General features: G+C 57.2%; 15 protein-coding genes and 1 tRNA gene. 8 read left to right on the top strand and 8 right to left on the bottom strand.

The features are described 5' to 3' along the window. The first annotated feature begins 57 nt into the window (after positions 1–57). Positions 58–141: transfer RNA gene (locus LCM21_RS11315), tRNA-Tyr, on the top strand. 250 nt (positions 142–391) lie between these two features. On the opposite strand, the gene LCM21_RS11320 is transcribed toward LCM21_RS11315, so the two are convergent. Then, positions 392–913 carry a DUF2478 domain-containing protein gene (locus LCM21_RS11320; RefSeq protein WP_224890703.1) on the bottom strand — a complete coding sequence of 174 codons (522 nt, stop codon included), beginning with the start codon at positions 911–913 and terminating at the stop codon, positions 392–394. A gap of 230 nt (positions 914–1,143) precedes the next feature. Here LCM21_RS11320 and LCM21_RS11325 point away from each other — a divergent pair, with 230 nt between their 5' ends. Continuing rightward, positions 1,144–1,830, top strand: a complete 687-nt coding sequence (locus tag LCM21_RS11325) for a hypothetical protein (protein WP_068335772.1) — start codon at positions 1,144–1,146, stop codon at positions 1,828–1,830. Between the two features lie 3 nt (positions 1,831–1,833). On the opposite strand, the gene LCM21_RS11330 is transcribed toward LCM21_RS11325, so the two are convergent. From LCM21_RS11330 to LCM21_RS11340, 3 genes are all read right to left on the bottom strand, one after another. Continuing rightward, the gene (locus LCM21_RS11330) at positions 1,834–2,238 is read right to left on the bottom strand and encodes a c-type cytochrome (protein WP_082677456.1); all 405 of its coding nucleotides are present in this window, start codon (positions 2,236–2,238) and stop codon (positions 1,834–1,836) included. A gap of 133 nt (positions 2,239–2,371) precedes the next feature. After that, positions 2,372–3,058 (bottom strand): ABC transporter ATP-binding protein, encoded by a 687-nt coding sequence (locus tag LCM21_RS11335; protein ID WP_224890704.1) that lies wholly within the window; start codon positions 3,056–3,058, stop codon positions 2,372–2,374. Continuing rightward, the gene (locus tag LCM21_RS11340) at positions 3,051–4,346 is read right to left on the bottom strand and encodes a lipoprotein-releasing ABC transporter permease subunit (RefSeq protein ID WP_224890705.1); all 1,296 of its coding nucleotides are present in this window, start codon (positions 4,344–4,346) and stop codon (positions 3,051–3,053) included. Before LCM21_RS11340 ends, LCM21_RS11335 begins: the two co-directional genes overlap by 8 nt. 377 nt (positions 4,347–4,723) lie before the next feature. Here LCM21_RS11340 and LCM21_RS11345 point away from each other — a divergent pair, with 377 nt between their 5' ends. Then, on the top strand, positions 4,724–5,074 hold the full coding sequence (locus LCM21_RS11345) for a hypothetical protein (RefSeq protein ID WP_224890706.1): 351 nt from the start codon (positions 4,724–4,726) through the stop codon (positions 5,072–5,074). Between the two features lie 5 nt (positions 5,075–5,079). Here the strand turns inward: LCM21_RS11345 and LCM21_RS11350 are convergent, their stop codons facing one another. Next, a complete protein-coding gene (locus tag LCM21_RS11350; protein ID WP_224890707.1) occupies positions 5,080–5,991 on the bottom strand; it encodes a glycosyltransferase family 2 protein in 912 nt (303 codons plus the stop codon). Further along, the gene (gene proS, locus LCM21_RS11355) at positions 5,975–7,315 is read right to left on the bottom strand and encodes a proline--tRNA ligase (protein WP_224890708.1); all 1,341 of its coding nucleotides are present in this window, start codon (positions 7,313–7,315) and stop codon (positions 5,975–5,977) included. The genes LCM21_RS11350 and proS overlap by 17 nt, the downstream gene beginning before the upstream one ends. 167 nt (positions 7,316–7,482) lie before the next feature. On the opposite strand from proS, the gene LCM21_RS11360 reads away from it, so the two are divergent. The 5 genes from LCM21_RS11360 to LCM21_RS11380 all read left to right on the top strand — a co-directional run bounded on the left by LCM21_RS11360 (position 7,483) and on the right by LCM21_RS11380 (position 13,269). Then, complete coding sequence (locus tag LCM21_RS11360; protein ID WP_224890709.1) at positions 7,483–8,847, top strand: FAD-dependent oxidoreductase; 1,365 nt, start codon at positions 7,483–7,485, stop codon at positions 8,845–8,847. Beyond that, complete coding sequence (locus tag LCM21_RS11365; protein WP_224890710.1) at positions 8,847–9,821, top strand: isopenicillin N synthase family dioxygenase; 975 nt, start codon at positions 8,847–8,849, stop codon at positions 9,819–9,821. Before LCM21_RS11360 ends, LCM21_RS11365 begins: the two co-directional genes overlap by 1 nt. 90 nt (positions 9,822–9,911) lie before the next feature. Then, a complete protein-coding gene (locus LCM21_RS11370; protein ID WP_224890711.1) occupies positions 9,912–10,985 on the top strand; it encodes an AI-2E family transporter in 1,074 nt (357 codons plus the stop codon). Further along, a complete protein-coding gene (locus tag LCM21_RS11375) occupies positions 10,986–11,675 on the top strand; it encodes a P-loop NTPase family protein (protein ID WP_224890712.1) in 690 nt (229 codons plus the stop codon). 49 nt (positions 11,676–11,724) lie between these two features. Then, a complete protein-coding gene (locus LCM21_RS11380; protein ID WP_224890713.1) occupies positions 11,725–13,269 on the top strand; it encodes a Ppx/GppA family phosphatase in 1,545 nt (514 codons plus the stop codon). A 3-nt stretch (positions 13,270–13,272) separates the two neighbouring features. Here the strand turns inward: LCM21_RS11380 and LCM21_RS11385 are convergent, their stop codons facing one another. Next, positions 13,273–13,647, bottom strand: a complete 375-nt coding sequence (locus tag LCM21_RS11385) for a hypothetical protein (RefSeq protein ID WP_224890714.1) — start codon at positions 13,645–13,647, stop codon at positions 13,273–13,275. 38 nt (positions 13,648–13,685) lie between these two features. After that, the gene (locus LCM21_RS11390; RefSeq protein ID WP_224890715.1) at positions 13,686–14,663 is read right to left on the bottom strand and encodes an endonuclease/exonuclease/phosphatase family protein; all 978 of its coding nucleotides are present in this window, start codon (positions 14,661–14,663) and stop codon (positions 13,686–13,688) included.

Consider the following 14,663-nt stretch of genomic DNA (forward strand, 5'->3'; position numbering starts at 1 on the left):
GACGCTCCTTCAAGGCGCTAGTAATCACGCCTCCACGTCAGGTCAACGCCTGACAGTGGGCGACAGGCCGCAAGGTGTGGCAGGGGACTGTAACTCCCTCGCGGAGACGCACGCCTGGTTCGATTCCAGGGTCGCCCACCATCTTCTTTGTAGAATGATGAAGCTCTTACCACAGCGCATAATCGCTTTCTGGAAGCGCAAAACCGTAGCATTTCATAAATTGGCAAGGCCTGAGAGAAAGCATCTAGAATTGAGATTTTTGCAATTGGGTATCAATGAGTTGAAGAAGATCTTTCTGGATTGATTGCTAAAAAAGCATCGTGACAGGCGCCATCGACCGAAGCCCGACGTAGGTCAATCTGCAAAATTTGCGAGACAAGGGTAGTCTCCGTCAGGCCGCTGCTACCCGCTGTGCGTCAACCCTGTCAAACCACGCTACAATAGATTCAAGGTCAGCCGCGATCTGTTCGGCAGCGCCACCCGCAAACTCCTGAAATTTTTCACTGTTCAGACCATTCACACCAACCAGAACCGGAATGTCCTTTGCCAGTGCCTCGGCAATCACAGGACGAAAGCCGCGCCCGTCAGCCTCATGCTTGCCGAACTTGTTGATGATCAGCAGTTGCGGGGCGTCTTCCAGCGAATTTGTAACCAATCCAACTGCCTGCTCCAATGCCGCCGGGTCCAGTCGGCAGCCGCGCGAATGTTCGCCCAGTGACTGTGAGATACGTATCATCTCACCGTCTGGCAACACGCGGACGTCCATGTCGCATTTGCTGCTATCGGTGCATTCGGTGTTGGTTTGCACCACGCCGGCAAGATGCGCGTCAGCGGCCAGTAGATGCTGTGCAACTTCACTCAGAAGCCGATCGGTCGCGCCGCGGTCGGTGGTTGTAACATAGGCCAGATACATTCAGAGACCCTCGAAGATTAAGCGTGATCATCCAATTAGCACGCCTAACCCTATCCGGCCACTCTTCGTGTTGCGGCACGGGTAACAAAACTATTAGGCGATGATGGCCGTGCAATAAGCTGCCAGCACTTGGATGAGTTCGGACGATCACTGACAGAAATCAGCCGCGTTTTGGCAATGACCCTGTGAAAAGCAGTTGCAGTGCGGGTGCTTGCCATTAGGCTCTGATCATGACCTGTCGCATCCTGATGATGGCTCTTGTTTTGCTAGTGTCCTGCGGTCGCCCGTTGACCGAGCAGGAACGCAGCTTTGCCGATACCGTTCAGGGTGAGACGCTCAACCTGGACCGTGTGCGCCTGGTCGAGGGGGCTCCGGTCGCGCCGGTTACCTTTTATCGCAAATCACGGCCCCGCCTCGCCTGCCGCGAACGCATTCTGCCGCCTTCTGAAGAAGGCATAGTGACCGCAAAACCGGCCGCCGTTGCCCTGTTCAATCGGGTTTATTTCACCCGCGACTGGTATCTTGAGGACTATATGTCCGAATTCCCCGAACAGATGAACCTGATTGCAGCGATGCTTCTTGCGCATGAGTTGACCCATGTCTGGCAATGGCAAAACCGGGAAACCACCGGCTATCACCCGCTGCGCGCCGCAGCCGAACATGGCGGCAACTCGGACCCGTACCTGTTCGATCTCAACACATCGCCGAACTTCTTGTCCTATGGATTTGAACAGCAAGGCGCGATCGTCGAGGAATACGTCTGCTGCCGGGCGCTGGACCCAAAGGCACCCAGAACCCAGCGAATTCACGACATGCTGAGCGTACATTTCGATCTGTCACCACTGCCAGAGCAGTCACGTGACCGCGACATCGTGATCCCGTGGAACGGGGCCAAGACCGAAGGCATTTGCAGATAAGAACTACTGCCCTTGCAGCGTTTCGAGATAGGCGACCAAATCCACGATCGGCTGGCTTGTCAGAATCGGCTGCCCCTCTGGCGTTTTCATTGAGGTATCCTGCCCGTCAAAGTAAGGCCCATAGACCGGCATCGGGCTACCATGGCTGACCAATGGGTCGCGCCCATCGATACGCGCCACCACGCGGGCGGTTGGGAATACGCCATCTTCGTTGGCCAGTTTCGTCAGGTCCGGTGGTGGAATCAACAGAACACCGGCCATTGGGCCTTGCCCGGCTGCATCGATCCCGTGGCACGTTGCACAAAAGTGCCGGTACAACTCGGCCCCTTCCCCGACGTCCTGCGCCGCGGCCTGTGTAGTTGCCATCAGTGTTCCGATAGCAGCTATACGAAGTAGCTGTCTGCTCATCGCATCCTCCTGTCACGATTGACATTTACAGGCTTGCTCGCTGCGGTTCTTGGCACAATGATCCAGATCAACGAAGCAGATCAGCAGTGGCAATAATACAATACGTCTTCATCATGCCGACTGGCGGAGCCCATCACTCAACTTGCCTGAGCACCCCACCTTCCAATCGCAGTTTACGGTCCATCCGGGCGGCAAGGTCCATGTTGTGCGTGGCAATCAGCGCTGACAGCCCTTCTTCCCGCACCAGCGCCATCAGCGCGTCAAACACCTGATCAGATGTTTCGGGGTCCAGATTTCCGGTTGGTTCATCGGCCAGCAAGATTTTGGGGGTGTTGGCCAGCGCTCGGCAGAATGCCACGCGTTGTTGTTCACCCCCTGACAAAGCCGCTGGACGGTGATGCGCGCGCGGCGCAACACCAACGCGGTCCAACAAGGACATCGCCCTATCTTGGGCCGCCTTCTCGGACACACCGTTGGCCAGTTGTGGCAGGGTGATATTTTCCAGTGCCGTGAACTCGGGCAGCAGGTGGTGGAACTGATAAACAAAGCCTACGTCCTGCCGTCGGATCGCCGTGCGGGTCCGATCCCCCTTGCCGTTGACAGTCTTCCCCGCGATTTCCACGGACCCGGCATCTGGCGTGTCCAGCAACCCCGCGATGTGCAACAGGGTAGACTTACCCGCCCCGGATGGCGCCACCAGTGCAACAGCTTCGCCCGCGCGCAACTCCAGATCAGCACCGCGCAGCACTTGAACTTCACCCGGCGTGCCCTTCAGGTAGGTCTTGACCAGCCCGTTCAACCGCATCGTCACATCATTCATACCGCAGCGCCTCAACCGGATTCAGCCGCGCCGCGCGGCGCGCCGGGAAATAGGTAACAAAGAACGACAACCCCAATGATAAACCAATCGCCTTGAGCACATCCGACAGGTGCAACTCGGCAGGCAGGGCATAGATACCGCGAATGGACGGGTCCCAAACGCCGCCACCCATGATGTAGTTCACGAATGAGAATATCGGATCAATATAGATCGCAAACAGGCATCCCAGCAGCACACCCAAAGCAGTACCGATGATCCCTGTGAACGCACCGCAAATGAAGAAGACGCGCAGGACCGAGCCTTCGCTCAGCCCAATGGTACGCAGGATGCCGATATCGCGCCCTTTGTTCTTTACCAGCATGATCAGACCCGAAACGATATTCATCGCGGCGATCAGAACCAGGATAGACAGGATGATGAACATCACGTTGTCTTCAACCTCAAGCGCCCGCAGAAACCCGCCGGATGCGTCCTGCCACGTCCATATCTGGCTGCGCTCTCCGGCGGCTTCGAGGATTGGGATCAGGATCGGCGTCAATTCTTCGGGCCGCTCGACCATTACCTCGATCTCGTCAGCCACACCTTCGCGGTTGAAAAAGCTCTGCGCCTGTTCGAAGGGCATATACACGCGCGTCCTGTCGATATCATATCGCCCGGCCGAGAACACATAGACGACCCGATACGCATTTACGCGCGGCGACGTACCAAAGGCCGTCTTCACTCCGTTGGGCGAGGTCAGCTTGATCGTGTCCCCAACCGTTGCCCCGATACCCCGTGCGACACCTGACCCGATGGCAATGACATCTTCGCCATTCTGAAACTCGGACAGATCACCCACGGCCTGTTCGCTTTCCGCAACGCCGGGCAGGTCCAGCAGGTCATCCGGTTGAATGCCAAACACCTCAACCCCGTTGCTGCGCTCGCGATTGGTGATCAGTACCTGCCCTTTCACCAAGGGCGCTGCACGCTCTACACCGGGAACCTGTGCGATGCGGTCGGCCACGCCATCATAATTCGCAATGGTGCGATCCAGCCGACCCTGAGCATCAAAATTGCCCGCCGAATAAACCGTGACATGCGCATTGGCGCCGAGAATGGTGCCCACGAACTCGGCCCGGAAGCCGGACCGCACAGCCAAGGTCGCAATCAGGGCAAATACGGCCAGCGTGATTCCGATGAGTGAAATCCAGGTCATCACGCTGACGCCGCCCTCGGCCCGGCGGGCACGCAGGTATCGCCAGGCGATCTTCCATTCAAAGGGGGCAAAGGGCGGGGGCGTCTTGGCCATATCTGCTCCGGTTGGTTTTGTTTGGCGCGACACTTTCGGCATTTCCTTGGATGGTCAAGTTGATATCCACCCCCTGCGTCCGGATGGGCGTTTCCGCGACCGCTGCGCATAGTCTTCGACACGAATCATACGAAAAACCATCGCAATTGATCTGGTCAGAGGTGATATCGGCGCGCAACCTTATACCCTTGGTTGTGACGCGCTTCACAGACATCCCAGAATTGTTTCAGGTATGAAGTCAAAAAGGCCGTTGCGTGAGGGACTGAACTCAAAATGCAACAATTTCTTCAGCAATTATATTTCGCCTTTTGCCAATTTTTAGAAATTTTGTCACCCTGAATACAAGGGGGATACCATTTTAAGAGCGGGAGACGCTCATGTTAGTAAAGAGTAATACGGTTTTTTTGGACCCGACTTTGGTCCGAAAGGCATCTTCAGAACTTGATTGTGAAACTGCAGCGCTTTTGCGTGCAACAATTCGCCCTGTGTTTGACACTGCGGCAAGTTGGGCAAGCTTGGCTGACATCCTAAAGGAAAAAGGATACCGTCTGGCATTCCGCGACGGGCGCTTGTGTATCACGGACCGCAAAACCGGGGAAAGAGTGTGCGGGATACGCTTTCTTGGGTTCGAACTGCGTGAATTGGTCAAACGCCTCGGGCGCCCGATCGTCGTGGCACGCGGGAACACTGCAGATGGCGACATTCTGACGAAACGGCCAAAACCGTAACAGACCTAGTAGCTACGCCAGAACTGTGCTTTGCGGCGCAGCGTCTTTGTCAGGCTGTAGAACGCGGCACGGGCAATGGCCGGGCGCGACAGCGTTTTCAACAAAATAGCACCTGAAACCCGTACTGGCAGATGGCCCTGCCTGTACCATCCAATCCTTTGTGCGTCGGTATATCCAGACATATCGCAGAACTGGCTATAGTTTTTCAGCCAGACTGCGGCCATTTCGGCACCTGCGGCATCTGTGTCTGCTGACACTCCTCCGATCCGAAACAGCGATATTGGCCGCTGCAACCGATGGCCGGAATGGCCAGATAAAATCATCCGCAAGACCATGTCATAATCCGCGGCAATGCGGAACTGCAGGTCATGACCACCCATTTCCTGAAAAACCGCCTTTTTCAAAACCATCGCATTATGGCCGAATGGCAGGCGTTGCAGGATGGATTTCGGCGTAAGCCGGCGAGCGTGGCGGCGATTGCCCTCATCATCAAAAAAGACCGTCTCACCGTAAACAAAGTCCGGTTTGTCAGGCTCAAGCGCTTTTTGAACATCCAGCAGGCTGTCGGCGCCCGCAAGCAAGTCATCCGAATTGAGGAAAAGAATATACTCACCCGCGCACCGCTGAACCGCCTGGTTCATCGCATCGTAAAGGCTTATGTCTGCATCGCAGATATATTGCACGGGAATGGGGTTTTCAGTGTCCGCTATCTTTTGAATCGCGGCCTTCAAAAGTTCTTGCGTGCCGTCGTCGGATTGGCCGTCCCAAACCACATGCTCGATGTCGCGGAACTTTTGATCCTGAACACTGTCGAGGGCAGCGAGGATTTGTTCCCCGCGCCCTGCTTCGATCAGGTTTCGCGTTACCGTAACGACCGAGATCAGCGGCCGTTGATCCTGTTCAGGCAATTTGCTCATAGATTTCGGCAACTTTTGTAACGGCGGCTTCGGGGCTCAGTTCTTCGCTTTCGCCGGTCCGGCGGCAGGTCAGCTCGACCACGCCGTTTTTCAACCCCCTCGGGCCAACGGTGATGCGCCAAGGCAGACCGATCAGGTCCATGGTGGCGAACTTGCCGCCTGCCCGCTCGTTCCGGTCATCATAGAGCGGCTCAAGCCCCAGCGCGGTCAGAGCGTCATAGATTTTGTTACAGGCTGCATCCGCTTCTTCATCACCTTGTTTCAGATTGACGATACCGCAATGGAACGGCGTGACACCTTCAGGCCAGATGATGCCCTTGTCGTCATGGCTGGCTTCGATGATCGCGCCGATCAGGCGGCTAACACCGATGCCGTGGCTGCCCATGTGAACGGGAACCGGTTTGCCGTCAGGCCCTTGCACGGTCGCGCCCAGAGGTTCGGAGTATTTGGTGCCAAAATAGAAGATTTGACCAACTTCGATCCCACGCGCCACTCGGCGACGTTCCTCGGGAACTTGATTGAACAACGCCTCGTCATGGGTTTCGTCCGTTCGCGCATATTTCGAGGTAAACTCCTCGAGGATCGCCTGACATTGCTCGCGGTTATCGTAATCAATGTCACGGTCACCAAACGTCAGGTCGGTCACGGCACTGTCATAGAACACCTCAGACTCACCCGTATCGGCCAGAACCAGAAATTCATGCGTATCATCACCGCCAATGGGGCCAGAGTCGGCACGCATCGGGATCGCTTGCAGACCCATACGTTCATACGTGCGCAGATAGCTAACCAGATGGCGGTTATAGGCGTGCAGCGCGTCCTCTTTGGTCAGGTCAAAATTGTACCCGTCCTTCATATAGAACTCGCGTCCACGCATCACGCCGAAACGCGGGCGGATCTCGTCGCGGAATTTCCATTGGATTTGATACAGCGTCAGCGGCAGGTCTTTATAGCTGCTGACATGGCCACGGAAGATATCGGTCACCAACTCTTCGGCGGTCGGCGTATATAGCATGTCGCGGCCATGGCGGTCCTGCATCCGCAGCATTTCCTGACCATAATCATCATAGCGGCCGGATTCACGCCACAGGTCGGCCGATTGCAAAATCGGCATCTGGATCGCGATATGCCCTGCCCGCGCCTGTTCCTCGTGCACGATGTTTTCCAGTTTACGCAGGACTTTGAAACCCAGCGGCAGCCACGAATAAATTCCGGCTGCGGCCTGCTTGATCATCCCGGCGCGCAGCATCAGCCGGTGGCTGACGATCTGGGCCTCGGACGGGGTTTCCTTGAGAACGGGCAGAAAGTAACGGCTGAGGCGCATTTTGAACCTTTAAAGGTGAATTTGGACTTCAAAGCTGCTTATTGCAAAGCCCCGCCGGGGGCAATCGGCATTGGTGATTTTGCCGCCCTCAGGTCAGGTGGCTTTTTGAATTGACCCGTCAGTCAGGTTCTTCAATTGTGACAGAAATGTAAATTTCCGAGGCACCGATGCAGACCATTCAGGAACCCGCCCGTCAAATCCCCGTTGTCCATCAGACCGACGTCCTGGTCGTTGGGTCCGGACCCGCCGGGCTGGCCGCCGCGTTGGCCGCAGCGCGTGCCGGGGCCGAGGTGTCCCTTGTCGACCGGTTCGGCTGTATGGGGGGCAACATCACCGCCGTGGGTGTCGAAGGGTTCGCCTGGTATCGCCACGAACAGACGGTCGAAGCAGGCGGCATCGGCATGGAGTTCGAGACCCGCGCTAAGGACATGGGTGCAGCGGTGCCGGAAAGCCAGTCACTCAGCTATGAGCTGGACAGCGAAGGGTTCAAACTGGTCGCCGACAAGCTGGTCGAAGAGGCTGGTGTGCATCCGATGCTGCACCGTCAATTCGTCGCGCCCATCATGGAGGGCGACCGCATCACCGGCATCATCACCGAATCCAAGTCCGGGCGCGAAGCGATCCTGGCCAAGGTCGTGATCGATGCGACCGGAGACGCCGACGTGGCCCATCGCGCGGGTGCTCCGACCTACAAAACCGCACGCGAAGAGATGATGGCTGCTTCGGTCATGTTTCATCTGGCTGGTGTGGACAAACGGGCCTTTATGGAGGGCGTAAAGGCCGACCCGCAAACCTACAAGGATTGGGGCGGTGGCGGAGAGTGGAATATCGAAACCAGCGGAAAAGAGGACGACATGTTCTCGCCCTTTGTGCACAAGCCGTTTCAGCAGGCTATCGAACAGGGGCTGATCCCGCCGCATCTGAACACGATCGCAGGCACCTGGGGCGCGATGCACGACACGGGCGAGCTGACCTATATGAACCTCATCCACCTCGCCGAAATTGACGGAACTGACCCCGATAGCCTGACACGCGGAGAGATCGAGGGCCGCAGGCAGGCCATGCTCGCCATCGACGCGCTGCGCCGCTTTATGCCGGGTTGTGAAAACGCCCGGCTGCGGAACTTTGGTATGACAATTGGCATCCGGGACACACGCAAGATCGACGCGGTCTACAACATGACCGAGGACGACGCCCGTCATCAGGGCCGGTTCGAGGACACGATCGGCATTTACCCAGAATTCATAGATGGTTATGGCATCCTAATTCTGCCAACCACAGGGCGGTACATGCAAGTGCCCTATCGTTCGATGTTGCCGAAAGGGATAAAGGGGCTGTTGGTCGCGGGCCGTTCGCACGGCGCTGACAAGGTGGCCCATGCCGCCACGCGGAACATGGCGTGCTGTGCGGTTATGGGTCAGGGCGCAGGTATTGCTGCCGCTTTGTCGCTGAAAAGCAATCAAGAGCTTCACGCATTGAACCTTGCGCCAGTTCATACCGAGCTTAACCGCCAAGGTGTCAGGATTCACTGATGGGCCGCATTCCAACGATTGACATCACCCCGCTGAGCGACAAAGGACATCCGGGCTATGACCTGACCGTCAGGCAAGTGATGGATGCCTGCGCGGATATCGGGTTTCTGTCGATCTCTGGAACCGAGATATCCCCCGATACAATCCAACGCATGCGCACCTGCGTGCAGGCCATCTTTGAAATCGACGAAGATGCGAAATGGGAACAGGCGATCACCCGCGAAAACTATCGCGGTTTCATCCCCTTGGGATTTTTCACTCCGAATGATGGGTCTGGCACGGCGGACAAATATGAAGGATACAAGCTGCATTACGAAGTGGCCAATGATGCAGCGATCCGTAGTGAATGCGCCCTTTACGGCCGGAACGTCTGGCCTCCACAGGTGCCTGAGGCGCAGTCCGTCATCCTCGGCTACTGGTCGCAACTGGACCGTGTAGCCGATACCCTGTTGGGCGCGCTAGAGACCGGTCTGGGGCTGCCCGCCCGCCAGTTGCGCGACGCTTTCCGCGATCCGATGACAAATATGACGCTGCTGCACTATCCCCCTCAGGCACCTCATGAGGACGGCTACGGCATCCATCCCCACAAGGACACCGACGCTCTGACCATCATCGCACCCGACCCTGTTGGCGGGCTGGAAGTGCAAACTCATGACGGAGACTGGATCGCTCCCGATTGTCCACCAGGCGGATTTGTCGTCAATATCGGCGACATGCTGGAACTATGGTCAGGCGGGCGGCTCAAATCCACGCCGCATCGCGTGGTGAATCGTTCTGGCCGAGAACGCTATTCCTTCCCCTATTTTGCAGTGCCCCGCCACGACGTAATCGTGGCACCGCTGGTGACGCCCCTACCGGGGTTTGACCGTCCCCCGGTGCATTGCGGCCATTGGTCAGCTGAAACATGGCGCACAAACTGGCCTGATGAGACAGCGAAGGATACAACGCCTGAGCTGGGGACGCTGCGCGATTGACGACCCGTATTGCGACGGACATGAACAGCTTGCATCACAAGGCCGCATACGCCAAGAACGCCAGCAAGAGCCGATAACAAGGGGACAACCATGGCGTTGCCGGTGAAAGATCAACTCAGGTACTGGGGGGTTGCAACCGCAGTTTTTGCCCTGCTGCTCTGGGCGCTTGGCGACGTTCTGCTGCCATTCGTCATTGGCGGCGCCATCGCATATTTCCTTGACCCGATTGCCGACCGGATCGAGGCTTTGGGCCTGTCACGTATGGCGGCGACGGGGATCATCACCATCGTTGGGGTTCTGAGCTTTTTGCTGATCGTTTTGATGGTCGTACCCGCGCTGATCACGCAGCTTGTTGATCTGGTCGACGTGCTTCCAAGCCTGTTCCAAGAGCTACGCGGGTTTATCGAACGGCAGTTTCCTTCAATTCTGGACACCAACTCAAGCTCGCATCAGGCGCTCGTCTCTCTGGGCGAGACTTTGAAAGCAAAATCCGGGGACGTTCTGCAATCGGTCGTAGCCTCTCTTGGTTCGGCCATCAACGTCTTGTTCCTGTTGGTCATTGTCCCGGTTGTCACGGTCTACATGCTGCTGGACTGGGATCGCATGACGGCCCGCGTCGGAGAGCTGCTGCCCCGTGACCACGCCCCCACGATCAAGCGGTTGGCAGGTGAAATTGATGACGTTCTGGCCTCGTTCGTGCGCGGCATGGGGACCGTATGCCTGATACTTGGCACCTATTATGCTGTGGCGCTGATGGTCGTTGGCCTGCAATTCGGCCTGATTGTCGGCTTTATCGCTGGCCTTGTGACGTTCATCCCGTATCTGGGCGCGTTGATCGGCGGTACGCTGGCGATCGGTCTCGCCCTGTTTCAGTTCTGGGGCGATTGGATTCAGATCGGGCTTGTCGCGGGCATCTTTGCACTTGGCCAAGTGACCGAGGGCAATTTCCTCACTCCTAAACTGGTTGGCAGTTCGGTTGGCCTGCACCCGGTCTGGCTGCTGCTTGCCCTGTCGGTCTTCGGCGCATTGTTCGGTTTTGTCGGCATGCTGGTCGCAGTGCCTGTTGCGGCCGCCCTGGGGGTTGTCGCCCGGTTCCTGACCTCAGTCTATCTGGACAGCCGACTATACACCGGCATTGAAGGGCAGCAACAGGAAGACGAGTAGATGGCCCAACAACTGAGTTTCGATCTGCCGGCGAAAACTGCGCTTGGCCGTGAGGATTTCTTTGTCTCCCCCGCCAACGCGCTGGCTGTTGCAATGATCTCGGCCACGTCATGGCCCGGCAATAAGCTGGTACTCAGCGGCCCTGCCGGGGCAGGTAAAACACATCTGGCCCATGTCTGGGCTGCTGAAACCGGTGGGCGGATCATCCAGGCCCGAGACGTGCGCCATCAGGACGTTCCCGAACTGGCCCGCACACCTGTTGCCGTTGAAGACGTGCCGATGGTCGCTGACGATATCGAACAGCAGAAAACCCTGTTTCATCTGCACAATCTGGTACTGGCCGAAGGGCGCGCATTGTTGATGACCGGGCGTTTGGTGCCGAAACTGTGGCAATTACCGCTACCCGATCTTCAAAGCCGGATCGAGGGCGCGCATCACGTGGCGCTTGATCCGCCCGACGATGCGCTTTTGGGCGCGGTGCTGGCCAAGCTTTTCATCGACCGACAGCTGAACCCCGGTCCTGACGTGATTGCTTATCTTGTCAAACACATGGACCGGCGTTTTGAAACCGCGGCCGAGGTCGTGGCGCGGCTGGATCACCTGGCCCTGTCGGAAAAGAGAGAAATTACGCGCGCGCTTGCGGGGCGGGTCCTGAACGCGGATGTGACGGATGTCACATCCGGGAATTGACCCACACGCGGCGATTTCGCATTGTGGCACCGAAATACCTGGAAGAAACATGGATCAGATCGCAGCAACCGACATCCCGGACTGGGGACCTTTCGGAAAACCGTTGTTCGATAATCCTGAGGTCCGCGCCCTGTCGCGGGTCGGTGTGGTCGATGTGGGGTCAAACTCGGTCCGCATGGTGATCTTCGACGGAGCGGCACGATCTCCGGCCTATTTCTTCAATGAAAAAGTGATGTGCGAACTGGGGGCCGGGCTGTCGGAAACCGGGCATCTGAACCCTCGCGGGCGCGTCCGTGCGATGGCAGCTCTGCGTCGGTTCCGGCGGTTGGCGGATGATCTTGGACTGCCCGGTTTGCATGTTGTCGCAACCGCAGCCGTACGCGAAGCCAGCGACGGCGCCGAATTCTGTGAAGAGGTTAAATCGGAAATCGGGCTGAGCGTTCAGATTCTTGATGGTGCTGAAGAGGCGCGGCTGTCGGCGCAAGGCGTATTGCTTGGCTGGCCGGGTGCCTATGGGCTAATTTGTGATATTGGCGGCTCGTCCATGGAATTGGCCGAGATCGGCGCAGGAGAGGTCGGTCACTGTCTGACATCCGCCCTGGGCCCGCTTAAGCTGCGTGACATCAAGGGCGGACGGCGTGCGCGCAAGGCACATATCAAAGAAGCTCTGGAAGACCTGCGGGATCAACTGGGCCCCCAAAGGGATCGTCTGTTCCTTGTGGGCGGCAGTTGGCGGGCATTTGCACGTCTGGACATGCTGCGGCGGGGCTATCCCCTGAACGTTCTGCATGAATACCGCATGACCACCAAACAGGTGCACGAAACCATTAAGTTCATCGAAAAAGGAGATCCGGCCGAGTTACGTAGCCTAGCTGGTGTCTCGGGGTCTCGTATGGCCTTGATACCTTATGCAATGGATGTGCTCGCGCGGTTGATCCGCACGTTCAAACCCAAGGATATCGCGATTTCAAGCTATGGCATACGCGAGGGGTTGCTGTACGAGCAAATGCCGCAAAACCTGCGTGATCGCGATCCACTGATCGAGGCCAGCCGGTTTTCCGAGGCCAAGGACGCGCGCCTGCCCGGTTTCGGCAAGCACCTTTACGATTTCGTCATGCCCCTTTTCAAATCGGCGCCCGCAACGCGAGTGCGTCTGATCAAGGCGGCTTGTCTGCTGCATGATGTAAGCTGGCGCGCGCATCCCGACTATCGGGCCGAGGTCTGTTTCGATTATGTCACCCGCGCCAATCTGGGCGGGCTAAAACACTCTGAGCGGATATTTATCGGGCTGGCCCTGCAACATCGGTATCGCAACAAACGCGAGGGCAACCGCTTTGCGCCATTGTACAAACTGCTGGGCGAGCAGGACCAGAAACAGGCCGAGATTCTGGGTAAAGCCATGCGTTTCGGTGCCATGCTATGGATGCAAAGCGACGCGACGATGGGCACCCTGCGGTATTTCCCCAAAAAGCGCCAGCTTGAACTGAGACTACCCAAAGCGGGGTCCCCATTGTTCACCGAAGTGGCTGAGTCGCGACTGAACTCATTGGCTTCGGCCCTGAAATCCGAAACCCGTGTGATCGTCAGAGGATAAGGGCTAGATCTCTGTCGCCCCGTCAGTTTCTTCCTGGCTCTCCTCGGGCACTTCGGGTTCGTCCGGAATGGGTTTCTTGCGAATGATGATATCGCCATTTGGTAGCATCTCGGGCGCCTCATAGACGCTCCAATCCTCAATCTCATCCGCCAGTTCGGCAAGCGCCGGCCCCAACTCTTGAAAGAAAGACTGCATGGCCGGTCCGAACTTGCCAACGAGACCCTGCAAATCTTCCAGCGCGGGCTCCATTTCCTTGCGCAACCCTTCAAAAAACAGTTCGGCCCCCTGCTCCATCAGGGACTTGCCGGTGTCCTCTTCGGCGTGGGAGGGCAGCGCCAGCGCAACCGAAAGCGCACAGATCGGAATAAGACGTCTCATAGGCACAAGTATAGGGGCTGCTGTCCGTTGATGAAAGGCTACAGCTCAATATCCAGTGAGACGGGAAAATGGTCAGATGCGGTCAGTAAAGCGTGGTGCAAGTCGGTCATGGCGCGGCATTTTTTATCTTGGAACGGGTGCCAAATGCGCCAGACCGGTCGCCGCGCACGCAGGTTTTCGCTAACCATGATGTAGTCCAGCAAAGCCTCAAGATGCTGCCCATTATCAAGGTCAAAACGGGCCGTTGATGGTATTGGATTCACCTGTCCGGCGTGAGGATCGAACAAGCCAGTCTGCAACAGAATTTCGACCGAGGATCGACCAAAAAGGTTTTCGAACTCATCCAACCCCGGCCCGTCATTCAGATCACCCAGCAGGATAACGTGCTCACCGACCGCGATATGTTGTGAAATCCGGCGCGATAACCATACTGCCTGCGCAAGTTGTTTGCGGCGGTTTGCGATCGAAATTCGAATTGCCTCATCCCGCGATTCGGCCCCGTGCGGCGCTTTGGATTTCAGATGCGCACCAATCAGGCGCAGGTGCACCCCGGATCGTGTTTTAACCGCCAGCTCCATCGGAGGTTTGGAGAATAAAACTTTGTCCTCGGTCGCGTCGATATCCAGGTCAATTCGAAACACATCGTCAAACCTGGGGGCCGTGTCGTCGCCTGCAATCGGATCATGCCTTACGGTCATCACATCGGGGTCGTACAGCAGGGCTAGTTCCTGGTGAGTTTCGTTTGCAAAACCCATCGCCGCATGCGAGGTGCGCAGGTCAAATGCCTCGGCAAAGTTCAGCAAGGCGCGGATGGTATCCTGTGTTCTGCCGGTGTTTGGGGCTTCGACGATCACGAATGCATCTGCGTCTACCGCTGTCAGAACCTTGGCGATGGCCTCAACTTGCTGTGCCTTGGTGATGTTAAGACGACCCGACCAGCTGTCATTGACGATCAGGTTGTCGTTTCGGTCAAACAAATTGGCGAACCATTCGATATTATAGGTCGCGAACCGCAT

The sequence above is a fragment of the Ruegeria profundi genome (genome assembly GCF_020171505.1).
Lineage (GTDB): Bacteria > Pseudomonadota > Alphaproteobacteria > Rhodobacterales > Rhodobacteraceae > Ruegeria > Ruegeria profundi.

What these genes read in the sequence shown, in the direction of transcription:
- LCM21_RS11370 (WP_224890711.1), top strand. Translation starts at nt 9,912, where the DNA reads ATGGCGTTGCCGGTGAAAGATCAACTCAGGTACTGGGGGGTTGCAACC.
- LCM21_RS11390 (WP_224890715.1), bottom strand. Translation starts at nt 14,663, where the DNA reads ATGCGGTTCGCGACCTATAATATCGAATGGTTCGCCAATTTGTTTGAC.
- LCM21_RS11335 (WP_224890704.1), bottom strand. Translation starts at nt 3,058, where the DNA reads ATGAATGATGTGACGATGCGGTTGAACGGGCTGGTCAAGACCTACCTG.
- LCM21_RS11350 (WP_224890707.1), bottom strand. Translation starts at nt 5,991, where the DNA reads ATGAGCAAATTGCCTGAACAGGATCAACGGCCGCTGATCTCGGTCGTT.
- LCM21_RS11345 (WP_224890706.1), top strand. Translation starts at nt 4,724, where the DNA reads ATGTTAGTAAAGAGTAATACGGTTTTTTTGGACCCGACTTTGGTCCGA.
- LCM21_RS11375 (WP_224890712.1), top strand. Translation starts at nt 10,986, where the DNA reads ATGGCCCAACAACTGAGTTTCGATCTGCCGGCGAAAACTGCGCTTGGC.
- proS (WP_224890708.1), bottom strand. Translation starts at nt 7,315, where the DNA reads ATGCGCCTCAGCCGTTACTTTCTGCCCGTTCTCAAGGAAACCCCGTCC.
- LCM21_RS11320 (WP_224890703.1), bottom strand. Translation starts at nt 913, where the DNA reads ATGTATCTGGCCTATGTTACAACCACCGACCGCGGCGCGACCGATCGG.
- LCM21_RS11325 (WP_068335772.1), top strand. Translation starts at nt 1,144, where the DNA reads ATGACCTGTCGCATCCTGATGATGGCTCTTGTTTTGCTAGTGTCCTGC.
- LCM21_RS11360 (WP_224890709.1), top strand. Translation starts at nt 7,483, where the DNA reads ATGCAGACCATTCAGGAACCCGCCCGTCAAATCCCCGTTGTCCATCAG.
- LCM21_RS11385 (WP_224890714.1), bottom strand. Translation starts at nt 13,647, where the DNA reads ATGAGACGTCTTATTCCGATCTGTGCGCTTTCGGTTGCGCTGGCGCTG.
- LCM21_RS11330 (WP_082677456.1), bottom strand. Translation starts at nt 2,238, where the DNA reads ATGAGCAGACAGCTACTTCGTATAGCTGCTATCGGAACACTGATGGCA.
- LCM21_RS11380 (WP_224890713.1), top strand. Translation starts at nt 11,725, where the DNA reads ATGGATCAGATCGCAGCAACCGACATCCCGGACTGGGGACCTTTCGGA.
- LCM21_RS11365 (WP_224890710.1), top strand. Translation starts at nt 8,847, where the DNA reads ATGGGCCGCATTCCAACGATTGACATCACCCCGCTGAGCGACAAAGGA.
- LCM21_RS11340 (WP_224890705.1), bottom strand. Translation starts at nt 4,346, where the DNA reads ATGGCCAAGACGCCCCCGCCCTTTGCCCCCTTTGAATGGAAGATCGCC.